This is a genomic window from Acidovorax sp. sic0104 (assembly GCF_019219095.1).
Taxonomy (GTDB): domain Bacteria; phylum Pseudomonadota; class Gammaproteobacteria; order Burkholderiales; family Burkholderiaceae_C; genus Acidovorax.
The window spans coordinates 48,775-61,887 of the sequence record NZ_JAHUWH010000014.1 but is presented as its reverse complement, the minus strand read 5'-3'; the positions used below and the strand labels follow the sequence as shown (position 1 = coordinate 61,887).

At 66.1% G+C, this 13,113-nt stretch carries 12 protein-coding genes; 6 read left to right on the top strand and 6 right to left on the bottom strand.

The annotated features are described in order from the left end of the window. The first annotated feature begins 7 nt into the window (after positions 1 to 7). From KW835_RS20115 to KW835_RS20105, 3 genes are all read left to right on the top strand, one after another. Positions 8 to 1,144 (top strand): cupin domain-containing protein, encoded by a 1,137-nt coding sequence (locus KW835_RS20115; protein ID WP_218385714.1) that lies wholly within the window; start codon positions 8 to 10, stop codon positions 1,142 to 1,144. 21 nt (positions 1,145 to 1,165) lie between these two features. Further along, on the top strand, positions 1,166 to 1,699 hold the full coding sequence (locus KW835_RS20110) for a hypothetical protein (protein ID WP_218385712.1): 534 nt from the start codon (positions 1,166 to 1,168) through the stop codon (positions 1,697 to 1,699). Between the two features lie 197 nt (positions 1,700 to 1,896). Next, complete coding sequence (locus tag KW835_RS20105; RefSeq protein WP_218385711.1) at positions 1,897 to 2,172, top strand: hypothetical protein; 276 nt, start codon at positions 1,897 to 1,899, stop codon at positions 2,170 to 2,172. 128 nt (positions 2,173 to 2,300) lie between these two features. Here the strand turns inward: KW835_RS20105 and KW835_RS20100 are convergent, their stop codons facing one another. From KW835_RS20100 to KW835_RS20075, 6 genes are all read right to left on the bottom strand, one after another. Further along, a complete protein-coding gene (locus tag KW835_RS20100) occupies positions 2,301 to 3,092 on the bottom strand; it encodes an MBL fold metallo-hydrolase (protein WP_218385709.1) in 792 nt (263 codons plus the stop codon). A gap of 123 nt (positions 3,093 to 3,215) precedes the next feature. Next, complete coding sequence (gene bamC, locus KW835_RS20095; RefSeq protein ID WP_218385707.1) at positions 3,216 to 4,313, bottom strand: outer membrane protein assembly factor BamC; 1,098 nt, start codon at positions 4,311 to 4,313, stop codon at positions 3,216 to 3,218. 50 nt (positions 4,314 to 4,363) lie between these two features. Continuing rightward, positions 4,364 to 5,260: a 4-hydroxy-tetrahydrodipicolinate synthase gene (dapA, locus tag KW835_RS20090; RefSeq protein ID WP_218385705.1), complete on the bottom strand. Its 897-nt coding sequence runs from the start codon at positions 5,258 to 5,260 to the stop codon at positions 4,364 to 4,366. Between the two features lie 30 nt (positions 5,261 to 5,290). After that, on the bottom strand, positions 5,291 to 5,845 hold the full coding sequence (locus KW835_RS20085) for a class I SAM-dependent methyltransferase (RefSeq protein ID WP_218385703.1): 555 nt from the start codon (positions 5,843 to 5,845) through the stop codon (positions 5,291 to 5,293). An 82-nt stretch (positions 5,846 to 5,927) separates the two neighbouring features. Beyond that, entirely contained in the window at positions 5,928 to 6,104 is a 177-nt protein-coding gene (locus KW835_RS20080; RefSeq protein WP_218385851.1) for a hypothetical protein, read from the bottom strand. Between the two features lie 5 nt (positions 6,105 to 6,109). Continuing rightward, positions 6,110 to 7,327, bottom strand: a complete 1,218-nt coding sequence (locus tag KW835_RS20075; RefSeq protein ID WP_218385702.1) for an MFS transporter — start codon at positions 7,325 to 7,327, stop codon at positions 6,110 to 6,112. 288 nt (positions 7,328 to 7,615) lie between these two features. Between KW835_RS20075 and KW835_RS20070 the strand changes: the two genes are divergently transcribed. Genes KW835_RS20070 through parC form a run of 3 tightly spaced genes read left to right on the top strand, consistent with a single transcriptional unit; the run spans position 7,616 to position 12,799 of the window. Beyond that, the gene (locus KW835_RS20070; RefSeq protein WP_218385700.1) at positions 7,616 to 9,601 is read left to right on the top strand and encodes a DNA topoisomerase IV subunit B; all 1,986 of its coding nucleotides are present in this window, start codon (positions 7,616 to 7,618) and stop codon (positions 9,599 to 9,601) included. Next, on the top strand, positions 9,579 to 10,445 hold the full coding sequence (locus tag KW835_RS20065) for a lytic transglycosylase domain-containing protein (RefSeq protein ID WP_218385698.1): 867 nt from the start codon (positions 9,579 to 9,581) through the stop codon (positions 10,443 to 10,445). Before KW835_RS20070 ends, KW835_RS20065 begins: the two co-directional genes overlap by 23 nt. Next, positions 10,442 to 12,799: a DNA topoisomerase IV subunit A gene (parC, locus tag KW835_RS20060; RefSeq protein WP_218385696.1), complete on the top strand. Its 2,358-nt coding sequence runs from the start codon at positions 10,442 to 10,444 to the stop codon at positions 12,797 to 12,799. Before KW835_RS20065 ends, parC begins: the two co-directional genes overlap by 4 nt. The last annotated feature ends 314 nt before the right edge of the window (positions 12,800 to 13,113 follow it).

The window sequence follows — 13,113 nt, the reverse complement described above, 5'->3', positions numbered from 1 at the left end:
CGCTTTCATGGATATCCAGCAACCTCTCTCTCTGCTCGGCGGTCTGACCCCTGCGCAGTTCATGCGCCGTCACTGGCAAAAAAAGCCGCTGCTGGTGCGCCAGGCCATCCCCGGGTTTCAGGCCCCGGTACAACGGTCCGACCTCTTCGCGCTGGCGGCGCAGGACGGCGTGGAGTCCCGTCTGGTGCAATTGGTAAAGGACACTTGGAAGCTGCGCCACGGGCCCTTCAGCCGCAGGGCATTGCCCGCATTGCAGCAACCCGACTGGACCTTGCTGGTGCAGGGCGTGGACTTGCACAACGATGCAGTGCACGCGCTGATGCAGCAGTTCCGGTTCGTGCCCGAGGCGCGGCTGGACGACCTCATGATCAGCTATGCATCCAATGGCGGCGGAGTCGGGCCGCACTTCGACAGCTACGACGTCTTCCTGCTGCAGGCCCACGGCAGGCGCCGCTGGCGCATAGGGCGCCAGAAAGACCTGGCGCTGCGCGACGACATTCCCCTGAAGGTGCTGGCGCACTTCGAGCCTGAAGAGGAGTTCGTGCTGGAGCCCGGCGACATGCTCTACCTGCCGCCGCGCTATGCGCACGACGGGATTGCCGAGGGCGAGTGCATGACGTATTCGATCGGCTTCAGGGCGCCCGCGCGGGCCGAATTGGCGCAGGAACTGCTGGTGCGCCTCGCAGAGGATGCTGCCGATGTGGACGGCAATCCGGTGCTGTACCGCGATGCCGGCCAGGAGGCGGTGGCACAACCCGCAGCCATTCCGACCGGCCTGACCGACTTCGCGCGCGAGGCGCTCTCAAAGGCCCTGGCGGAGCCGCTCGTGCTGGAGCGCGCGTTGGGCGAGTACCTGACCGAGCCCAAGGCCAGTGTGTGGTTCGAGCCTGGCGACACGCGCGTGATGCTGGAAGGCGTGCGCCTGGACCGCAAGAGCCGCATGATGTACGACGCACACCATGTGTTCATCAACGGCGAAAGCTACCGGGCGGCAGGGCGCGATGCCACGCTGATGCGCCACCTGGCCGATCAGCGCCAGTTGACGCCGCGCGAGCTGGCAAGGGCCAGCGACGATGCGCTGGAGTTGCTGTCCTCCTGGTGCGAGGCCGGTTGGGCGCATGCGTGGTTGGAGCAGGCCGACTGAGCCACTTTCTGGAGAAACGCCATGAGCGATGCCCCTTCCTCTTCGTCGATGCTTTCGGGCGCACTGCTGCCCAGCCTGCCCTCGGGGCGCTTCAGCAGCCGCGAAGGCTTCCAGCAGATGGTGCGCGACGCGCTGGCGACTGCGGTGCGAGAGGGGTGGCAGGAAATCATCATCAGCGATGCCAATTTTCATGATTGGCCGCTGGGGGAGCGAGTCGTTGCGGACCTGCTGCAGGAATGGTCTCATGGCAGCCGCCGGTTCACCATGCTGGCGGGCAGCTATGACGACGTGATCCGCCGGCATGCGCGCTTCGTGCGCTGGCGTGGGACGTGGGATCACATCATCACCTGCCGGCGCAGCCCGGCAGCTGACCCGGTGGACATCCCCAGCGTGCTATGGTCGCCGCAGTGGGTGATGCACCGGCTTGACCCCGAGCGCTGCGTAGGTGTGACGGGCTTCGAGCCTGACCGCCGCGTCCTTCTGCGCGAAACGCTCAACGAATGGTTGCGCAGCAAAAGCGCTCCCGGCTTTCCCGCTTCCACGCTCGGCTTGTGAATCCGTACCCAGCCGTGATCGATGTCAATGGCTTGTAAAGCTTTCGTCAGTGTTAGTCAGTATTGACTAAATACCAATATAATCGGCGGCTGCGCCAAAAAGGTGCAAGCCAAGTGCATTGTGCCAACGCGTACAGCGGCTTCCAGGAGCCTGACGCCGTGGCTTTTCAAGATACTTTGTCCAACTAGGAAAATCCAATGAAGAACTCCCTCGTTCTGGCCGCCCTGATCGCTGCTGCAGCCCTCGCCGCTTGCGGCAAGAAGGAAGAACCCGCTCCTGCTCCAGCACCAGCCCCCGTGGAAGCTCCTGCTCCAGCACCCGCAGCCCCCGCTTCCGAAGCCGCTCCTGCAGCTTCCGACGCCGCTCCTGCAGCACCAGCCGCCTCCGACGCTGCCGCTCCTGCAGCTGACGCTGCCAAGGCCGCTGCTGACGCTGCCGCCGCTGCTGCTACCGGCGCATCCGCAGCCAAGTAATCTGCTGCAGGCCCTGGCTGGTTCTGAGACCAGTCAATGCCGCCAGGCCCCGTACCGAAAGGTCCGGGGCTTTTTTGTTTGTGGGGCGGCTGAGTGTTTGGGCGTGATGCCCTCGCGGACCTCGGCTGTCAGGCTGCCGTGTGCTCCACCGACAGCCAGGGTGTGCCCGCTGCAGGGCTGGCCACGTGGATGGCTTGCGCCGGCCAGTCAAGGGCAGGGGCCAGGGCTTCCTGGGCCATGGAGGGTAGGTTGTTCTTGGCACTCAGGTGCGCCGCGACCACGGTCCGCAGCCCCGGGTGCCGCACTGCCCGCAGGATGTCCGCGGTGACCCGGTTGGCGAGGTGTCCGAACGGGCCACCCACCCGGCGCTTGAGAAAGAGCGGGTACCGTGAGGCTTCGAGCATGGCCGGATCATGGTTGGCTTCGATCATCAAGGCGTGGCAGCCCTGCAGTTGCTCAAGCACGTGGTCGCTGCCGTGGCCCAGATCGGTCAGCACACCCAGGTGGGCGGCACCGTCGGAGCAGCGCAGTTGCAGCGGCTCGCGGGCATCGTGCGGTACGGTGAAGGGACGGGCTTCGAACGCTCCCAGGTCGATGGGCTCCAGGTCGCGTGCGACGCGCAGCATGCCGCCGAAGTCCGGCTGGCCGATCGCGTCGTAGGTGCCCTGGCTCATCCAGACGGGAATTCCATAGCGCAGCGCCACGGCTTGCGCGCAGCCGATGTGGTCGGAGTGCTCGTGGGTGATGAAGACTGCGTCCAGGTCTTCGATCTGCAATTGGGCCTGCGCCAGGCGGCTCTGTAGTTGGCGGATGCCGAAGCCGCAGTCCACCAGAAGGCGGTGAACTTGAACGCCGCTGCGGCCTTCGACCACGGTGGCATTGCCGGTGCTGCCGCTCCCCAGGTTCTTGAAACGCAGCATGGGGAGGCTAGTGTTTTGGCTTTTTCTGCGGGATCGGCGCGCGTTTGGTACACGCCAGGGAAGGAGCGGACGGCCCGTGGTGGCGCCCGCCTGCTCCTGCTCCCTTCCCGCAAAAACTGCGGATTACTTGAGGTCGTCCGCAATCACGCGCACGATGCGCTCGGCGTTGGCCGAAGACTCGGGTGCGCCGGCTTCGTTGAGCACCGACACCGTGCTGGCTTCACCCTGGCTGCGCACGACGATGCGGAACTTCAGGGGTGGCGTTGCCGACGAGGAGCCGCTGAAAAGCTTGCCGAAGAAACCGGGTTCCTTTTTCTCGGCGGTGGGGGCCACGTAGCGCACGAAGTACGTGCCTTCATTGCGGTTGCGGTCTTCCACCGTGAAGCCGGTACGGTCCAGTGCCAGTCCCACGCGGCGCCATGCGCGGTCAAAGCCTTCGTCCAGTTGGACCACGGGCCTGTTGTCCACGGTGGCCATGCGGGCAGATTGGTTGCGCGGAGCGGGAGCTGCTGCTACCGCCTTGGACTGTTCCTGGCTCACGCCCAGCTTGACCATCAGGCGACGCAGGAATTCGGTTTCGAGTTCCGGGTCGGACGGGCGGGGCTGCCACACGGTGTTGTCCTTGGTGGTTGTGCCATACACCTCGATCATTCCGCGGTGCGTGATGTAGATCTCGGTACCGCCATTGGCATTGCGTTCCAGCCGGGTGCGGAACTTGTCGCGCTCGCCGGTGGAATACAGCGAGTCGAGCAGCTTGCCCAGGGTCGAGCGGATGAAATCCTGCGGCAGCTTGGCACGGTTCTCGGCCCAGTCGGTTTCCATGATGCCCACGTTGGCTTCCGCCTGGGCGAGGTTGAAGCCGTTTTCCTGCCAGAAGTCGCGCACGGGCTCCCAGAGTTTGTCGGCGGGGCGGTTGACCACCAGCCAGCGCTGATTGCCGTCGCGCTCGATGCGCACGTCGCCCAGTTGCAGGGCCGCGGCGTTGGCCGTGCCCGATGGCCGCGCCGCCTGACCAGCCTGCATGGCTGCTGCCGAGACGGGGCCGCCGCCAGGAACGGCGTAGCGCGAATCGCGCGACAGCTGGGTCAGGTCCGGCGGGACTTCGAGGGTCGAGCCCTTGGTCGCACTCTTGTAGTCGATCTTGTCGCCTTCAAGGGCGGCGCAGGCGGTCAGGGCCATGGCAAGGGTCAGCAGGCTCAGGCGGGTGGTAGCAGCGTTCACGCGAAAATCCTTGGGAAAAAATGTCTCAGGGAGAGCGGGCGCGGCCCGGATCAGATCAGGCCGCTGGAGCGCAGCGCGAATTCCACGATGGCTTCATTGCCGCTGGAGAGCGGCGTCATGGGCAGGCGCATGGTGCTGCCGCACAGGCCCATGCGGGCCATGGCCCACTTGACCGGGATGGGGTTGGCTTCGACGAACAGATTCTTGTGCACGGGCATCAGCTTGAACTGGATCTCCAGCGCGCGCTTGGCATCCCCAGCCAGCGCGGCCACGCACAGTTCGCGCATCAGGCGCGGCGCCACATTGGCCGTCACGCTGATGTTGCCGTGGCCGCCGCACAGCATCAGTGCCACGGCGGTCGGGTCGTCGCCCGAATAGACGGCAAAGCCCTTGGGTACGTCGCGGATGAGCCATTGCGCCCGCTCGATGTTGCCGGTGGCTTCCTTGATGCCGATGATGCCGGGCACCTGGGCCAGTCGCAGCACGGTGTCGTGCAGCATATCGGCCACGGAGCGGCCGGGCACGTTGTACAGGACGATGGGCAGGTCGCCCGTGGCTTCGGCGATGGCCTTGAAGTGCTGGTACTGGCCTTCTTGCGTAGGCTTGTTGTAGTAAGGCACGACCTGCAACTGGCTGTCTGCCCCCACGCCGCGCGCGAACTTGGCCAGCTCGATCGCCTCTGCGGTGGAGTTGGCGCCGCAGCCGGCCATGATCGGCACGCGCTTGGCCGACTGCTCCACGGCGACACGGATGATCTCGCAGTGTTCTTCCACATTGACGGTGGGCGATTCGCCCGTGGTGCCCACCACGCCGATGCAGTCGGTACCTTCGGCGATGTGCCAGTCGATCAGTTTGCGCAGGGTGGGGTAGTCCACACTGCCGTCCTCGTGCATGGGTGTGACGAGGGCAACGATGCTGCCGGTGAGGGGGGCGCTGGGAAGGGTCATGTCCGCATTGAAAAACGGTAAAAGAGCATTCTAACTAGGCCCAGCGACCAAACGGTGCCGGGCTGGATTGCCATCATGGGGGTGTTCCCGCACTGCCGTGATGCGTTGCACGAAACGCTCCGGATTCTGAAGGAAGCCACTCTCATACGCCACGGTGCGCAAAGGCGCGCATGCGGCAAGCAGTTCGCCGGGTTTGAGCAGGAACTCGGGCCGCGCGGGGCGCCCCACGGTCTCGTTGCCCTCGGCAAAGGTCTCGTAGATCAGCAGGCCGCCCGGCGCCACGCTTTGGACGATGACGGGCAGCAGCGGCCGCCACAGGTAGTTGGTGACCACCACCGCGCCGAATGTGCGTCCCTGCAGGGGCCAGGGTCCGCTTTCAATGTCCGCCAGCAGCAGTTCGCCCAGCCCTTCGCAGGCGGCTATGGCTTCTGCAGAGCGGTCCACGCCCACCACCCGGTGCCCCAACCCGCGCAGCCAGCGCAGGTGGCGCCCCGCGCCGCAGGCAACGTCCAGCACGCTGCTGGCGGGGGGGATCAGATGGCTCCAGCGGCGAACCCATTCGGAAGCAGATCCTTCAGTGTGCATGCTTATGCTATGAATTCGATAGCTTTTGGCGGTTTGCTGGAGCGCGTGAGAGCCCTAAAATGGCCTGAAAACGCACCCAGGCTCAGAAGCAGGCCCACATCTGGTCGGCCAGCATGACCATGAAGTCAGGGGCCGTGTAGAGGCCGAACACCAGCAGGCAGGCCAGCACGGCGCCGGCGCCCACCGCCCACCGCAGGGCGTGCGTGCCCAGCCGTGCGGTGCTGGCAGCGCGGTGGGTGGCGGTGGTGTCGGGCGTCATGGCGGTCAGGCGGGCTGGGGCGCAGAGCGCTGGATGGGGCTTTCCTTGACTGGCAGGTTCACCAGACCGGCGAACACACCCAGTGCGATGGCGATGTACCAGACGATATCGTAGCTGCCCGTGGCGTCATAGAGATACCCCCCGAGCCAGACCCCCAGGAAGCTGCCGATCTGGTGGCTGAAGAACACGAAGCCGCCCAGCATCGACAAATGCTGCACGCCGAAGATCTGGGCGATGGTGGCGTTGGTGGGTGGAATGGTCGACAGCCACAGCGTGCCCATCACGGCGGAGAACACATACACCGACAGCGGCGACAGCGGCACGATCAGGAACACTGTGATCACCGCGGCACGGGCGAAGTAGATGAAGGCCAGGATGTAGCGCTTGGGCATGCGCTGGCCCAGGGTGCCGGCCACGTAGGTGCCCAGCACGTTGAACAGGCCGATCAGCGCCAGCGCGTAGCTGGCCACCTGGGGCGACAGGCCATGGTCCTTGAGGTAGCTGGGCATGTGCACCCCGATGAACACCACCTGGAACCCGCACACGAAATACCCGGCCATCAGCAGGTTGAAGCTGGGGTAGCGGAAAGCCTCGGAGAGCGCCTGCACGATGGTCTGCTCGCGCTTGACCGGCGCGCTTCCCTTGAAGCCCGGTTCGCGCAGGCCGAAGGCCAGCGGCACGATGAGCAGCACCGCCATCGACAACACCAGCAGCGCCTGCTGCCAGCCCAGCCCGGCGATCAGCCAGCCCTCCACGGGCACCATGAGGAACTGGCCGAACGAGCCCGCTGCCGCTGCCACTCCCATCGCCCAGGACCGGCGCTCGGGCGCAATCTGCCGTCCCAGCACGCCATAGATCACGGCATAGGTGGTGCCGGCCTGCGCCGCACCGATGAGCACCCCCGCAGTCAGCGCAAACAGCGTGGGCGTGGGCGACAGCGCCATGCCGGCCAGGCCCAGGCCGTACAGCACCGCGCCACCCATGAGCACGCGAAACGCCCCGAACCGGTCCGCCGCCATGCCCGCGAAGATACCGATCAGGCCCCATGACAGGTTCTGGATCGCGATGGCTAGCGCGAAGGATTGGCGCGTCCACCCCATCTCCTGGGTGATGGGCAGCAGCCACAGACCGAACCCATGACGGATGCCCATGGACAGCGTCACGATGGCCGCGCCGCAGGCGAGGACCTGGAACATGGACAGTTTGGGAGTATTCATATGCATGCGCAGGAATGTAGCGAGATTGGATGAAACGCGCTGATACACCGCAGACCAATACAGTTGGCAGCGGGGTTGGCCTCCGCCCGTCTGCACGCGCAGCGAGGATATGTTGCAAGTTCGTCCGCCGGCCCCACTGTGTCACCGTCCCTGCCACACTTCCAACGGCCGCCACCGCATCCCTGCTGCCTGCCATCCAGGCGACCGATGATCGCCATCCAGGCCCTGCTGGTGTTGATGGCTACTGTTTTTTCATCCAGCTGTTGCCCTGCTGCCGCACTACAATCCGCCGCTATGTCTGCCAAACCGTCTTCCGTGTCCACCAGTAGTGAATATTCCGAAGGGTCGATCCGCGTGCTCAAGGGGCTGGAGCCCGTCAAGCAGCGCCCGGGCATGTACACCCGCACCGACAACCCTCTGCACATCATTCAGGAGGTGCTCGATAACGCCGCCGATGAGGCACTGGCCGGCCACGGCAAGAAGATCCGTGTCACGCTGCACGCCGATGGCTCGGTGAGCGTCGAGGACGATGGGCGCGGTATTCCCTTCGGCATGCACCCGGAGGAAAAGGCCCCCGTGATCGAGCTCGTGTTCACCCGCCTGCATGCAGGCGGCAAGTTCGACAAGGGCAAGGGCGGTGCCTACAGCTTCTCGGGCGGCCTGCACGGCGTGGGCGTGTCCGTCACGAATGCGCTGGCCACGCGGCTGGAGGCCACGAGCTACCGCGAGGGCAAGATGGCGCGCCTCGTGTTTGCCGCCGGCGACGTGGTGGAGCCCCTGGTGGCGCGGCCGCTGGAAGTGGGCGAGCGCAAGCAGGGCACCTCGGTGCGTGTGTGGCCAGACGCCAAGTATTTCGAGTCGAGTGCTCTGCCCATGGGCGAGCTCACCCATCTGCTGCGCAGCAAGGCCGTGCTCATGCCGGGCGTGACGGTGCAGCTGGTCAACGAGAAGACGCGCGACACGCAGACCTGGCAGTACAAGGGCGGCCTGCGCGACTACCTGGCCCAGACGCTGAACGGCGACCCAGTGATCCCGCTCTTCGAGGGCGAAGGGTTTGCCGACCGCAACAACGAAAGCTTTGCCGAAGGCGAGGGGGCCTCGTGGTGCGTGGCCTTCACCGAAGACGGCCAGCCCATGCGCGAGAGCTACGTCAACCTGATCCCCACCAGCGCGGGCGGCACGCACGAAAGCGGCCTGCGCGACGGCCTGTTCAACGCCGTCAAGAGCTTCATCGAGCTGCACAGCCTGCTGCCCAAGGGCGTCAAGCTGCTGCCCGAAGACGTATTCGCCCGCGCTAGCTATGTGCTCTCGGCCAAGGTGCTGGACCCGCAGTTCCAAGGGCAGATCAAGGAGCGCCTGAACTCGCGCGATGCCGTGCGCCTGGTCAGTGGCTTTGTGCGCCCGGCGCTGGAGCTCTGGCTCAACCAGCACGTGGACTACGGCAAGAAACTGGCAGAACTGGCCATCAAGGCCGCCCAGAGCCGCCAGAAGGCCGGCCAGAAGGTCGAAAAACGCAAGGGCTCGGGCGTGGCCGTGCTGCCGGGCAAGCTCACCGACTGCGAAAGCCGTGACATCACGCACAACGAAGTCTTCCTGGTCGAGGGCGACTCGGCCGGCGGCAGCGCCAAGATGGGCCGCGACAAGGAAAGCCAGGCCATCCTGCCGCTGCGCGGCAAGGTGCTCAACACCTGGGAGGTGGAGCGCGACCGCCTGTTCGCCAACACCGAGATCCACGACATCTCGGTGGCCATCGGCGTGGACCCGCACGGGCCCAATGATTCGCCCGACCTCTCGGGCCTGCGCTACGGCAAGGTCTGCATCCTGTCCGATGCCGACGTGGACGGCTCGCACATCCAGGTGCTGCTGCTCACGCTGTTCTTTCGCCACTTCCCAAAACTCATCGAGGCCGGCCACATCTACGTGGCGCGCCCGCCGCTGTTCCGGGTGGACGTGCCCGCGCGTGGCAAGAAGCCTGCGGCCAAGATGTACGCGCTGGACGACGGCGAGCTCACCGCCATCCTCGACAAATGCGCCAAGGACGGCGTGGCGCGCGAGAAGTGCCAGATCAGCCGCTTCAAGGGCCTGGGCGAGATGAACGCCGAGCACCTGTGGGAAACCACGCTCAACCCCGACACGCGCCGCCTGATGCCGGTGCAGCTGGGCGACATGGATTTCGCCGCCACCGAGAACCTGATCACCAAGCTCATGGGCAAGGGTGAGGCGGCCTCGCGGCGCGAGCTGATGGAGCTGCACGGCGATGCGGTCGATATCGACATCTGAGCGCCTGCGCCTGGCGTGCGCGGGCCTGCTGCTGTGCCTGGCGCACACGGCGGCCCGTGCCGACCTGTGGGCGTTCGTTGATGCGCGCGGCGTGACGCACTTTGCGTCCGAGCAGGTGGACCCGGGCTACCAGCTGTTCTTCAAGGGGAACGAATTCGACTCGACACGAGACGGCCCCGGCGGCCCCAGGGCCGCGCCCAACTCGATTCCGGGCGCCTTGCCGGCGGATGGCGCGCGGCTGCTGGCGTTCTTCGACATCGCGCCAGACTACAAGCGCGTCAAGCACCATCTGCGCGCGGCGTCGGCCAAGCACGACGTGGACTACGAATTGCTGCAGGCGGTCATCGCCGCCGAGTCCGGCTTTGACGCCAAGGCAGTCTCACCCAAGGGCGCCATAGGCCTCATGCAGGTCATGCCGGCCACCGCCAGCCGATTTGGCGTGAGCACCGACGCGAAGCGCACGGTGGAGCAAAAGCTGGCCGACCCGGCTGTCAATGTGCCCACCGGAACACGCTACCTGCGCCACCTTCTGGACCTGTTCCCTGGCCGCATGGACCTGGCCGTGGCGGCCTACAACGCGGGCGAGGGTGCGGTGCAAAGGGCGGGCAACCAGATCCCGGCCTTTAAGGAAACGCAGAACTACGTGCGCACGGTGCTGGGCCTGTACGCGCAGCTCAAGCCGCCAGCGCCCGTGCTGGCACACCGCGCCGCGCCGGGGGGGCGCGTGCGCATGGAGCTGTCGGGTGGCGCCATGAACCGGGGCAACCTGCCGCCCACCCAGGTGGCGCAGACGCCCGGCACATCCTCGAACCTGATTCAAGAAACTGTTGTACCCAACGAATGAGCGATCAACCGAATTTGGACTTCACCACCGCTGGTGACGACGCAGGTGACTCCCAGAGCCTGGCGGGCTATGCGCAACGCGCCTATCTCGAATACGCGCTGTCCGTCGTCAAGGGCCGCGCGCTGCCCGATGTCTGTGACGGCCTCAAGCCCGTGCAGCGGCGCATCCTGTATTCCATGGACCGCATGGGCCTGGGCTACAGCGGCCCCACGCGCAACACGGCGGCCAAGCCGGTCAAGAGCGCCCGGGTGGTGGGCGACGTGCTGGGCAAGTACCACCCGCATGGCGACACGGCGGCCTACGATGCCATGGTGCGCATGGCGCAGGACTTCGCCCAGCGCTACCCGCTGATCGACGGCCAGGGCAACTTCGGCAGCCGTGACGGCGATGGCGCCGCAGCCATGCGCTACACCGAGGCGCGCCTGTCCCGCATCACCAGCTTGCTGCTGGATGAGATTGACGAGGGCACGGTCGATTTCATCCCCAACTACGATGGTTCCGAACAGGAGCCGCGCCAGTTGCCCGCGCGGCTGCCGTTCGCTCTGCTCAACGGCGCCAGCGGGATCGCCGTGGGCCTGGCCACCGAAATCCCCAGCCACAACCTGCGCGAGATCGCTGATGCCTGCGTTGCGCTGATCAAGAACCCCGCGCTGAGCCAGGACGACCTGATGGCGCTGGTGCCGGGGCCGGACTACCCGGGCGGCGGCCAGATCATCAGCGCGGCGTCGGACATCGCGGATGCCTACCGCACCGGCCGGGGCAGCCTCAAGGTGCGCGCGCGCTGGAAGATCGAAGAACTCGCGCGCGGCCAGTGGCAGCTGGTCGTCAACGAACTGCCGCCGGGCGTGAGTACGCAGCGCGTGCTCGAAGAGATCGAGGAGATCACCAACCCCAAGGTCAAGACAGGCAAGAAGGCGCTGTCGCAGGACCAGACGCAGCTCAAAGCCAGCATGCTGGCCGTGCTGGACGTGGTGCGCGACGAATCCAGCAAGGATGCGCCCGTGCGACTCGTGTTCGAGCCCAAGACGGGCAAGACCCCGCAGCAGGAGCTGATCACCGCGCTGCTGGCGCACACCAGCCTGGAGACCTCGGCCCCCATCAACCTCACCATGGTGGGGCTGGACGGTCGGCCCGTGCAGAAGTCGCTGCGCCAGATGCTGGAAGAGTGGATTGCCTTCCGCCAGACCACCATCACGCGGCGCACCCAGCACCGCCTGGCCAAGGTGCTGGACCGCATCCATATCCTGGAAGGGCGGCAACTGGTGCTGCTCAACATCGACGAGGTGATCGCCATCATCCGCCAGGCCGAAGAGCCCAAGGCGGCGCTGATCGCGCGCTTCAACCTCAGCGACCGGCAGGCCGAAGACATCCTTGAGATCCGCCTGCGCCAGCTGGCGCGCCTCGAAGCCATCAAGATCGAGCAGGAGCTCAAGGAACTGCGCGAAAGCCAGGGCAAGCTCGAGGACATCCTGAACAACCCCGGCTCGCTGCGCCGCACCATGGGCAAGGAGATCGAAGCCGACGCGAAGACTTTTGCAGATGCGCGCCGCACGCTGATCCAGGCCGAGAAAAAGGCCGTGGCCGAGGTCAAGGTGGTGGATGAGCCGGTGACTGTGATCGTCTCGCAAAAGGGCTGGGTGCGTGCACGCACCGGCCATGGCCATGAGTCCGCCAGCTTTGCCTTCAAGGCCGGCGACGGGTTGTACAACACCTTCGAATGCCGCACGGTCGATACGCTGCTGGCCTTTGGCAGCAACGGGCGCGTGTACTCGGTGCCCGTGTCGGTGCTGCCGGGTGCGCGAGGAGACGGACAGCCTGTGACCACGCTGATCGAGCTGGAGTCGGGCACGCAGCTGCTGCACTACTTCGCCGGTCCTGCCAGCGCCAGCCTGCTGCTGTCCAACTCGGGCGGCTATGGCTTCCTGGCCTCGGTCGAGAATATGGTGTCGCGCCAGAAGGGAGGCAAGGCCTTCCTGTCGCTGGGCGAGGGCGAGACCGTCTGCCCGCCATCGCACGCCGCAGGCAGCACGGGCGGCCAGCCCCTGGCCCCTGCCACGCATGTCGCCTGCGCATCGGTGGGCGGGCGCATCCTGACCTTCGAGATCACCGAGCTCAAGACCATGGCCAATGGCGGCCGGGGCCTGATGCTGATCGATCTGGAAGCCAAGGACACGCTGGCGGGCGCGGCGGCCTATACGCGCAGCATCCGCATCGGCGGGATAGGGCGCGGCGGCAAGGAGCGTGAAGAGACGCTGGAGATCCGGTCGCTGAACAACGCCCGCGCAGTGCGCGGGCGCAAGGGCAAGGCCGCAGACCTGGGCTTCAAACCGTCTGCCGTGACGCGCGTGGAGTGATGCCAGGAGTGGGGGCGTCGCCGGCCCCTTCGCTGGCGCCCTTCCAGCCCCCACGGTCCCCCGTCCTGTCGTCCTGTCGTGCTCTCGGGCGACTGCGGTCACATTTCGAGTGTGCTTCGCGCTCGCCCATCCGCCTGTTGGTGGGTGCGGCGGCATTGCTGCGCGACCCAGTCTGCGGACTCTTTGGCTGCCAGCTTCTGACCGACGATCGTCGCTGGCCCTGCTATGAAATGCTGCTGTGCCAATGGCGTGCTGCGCCGCGCGAGGGCTTGCGAGGGGTCATGGGGATGACCCTTATGCGGGGCATTCCGGCT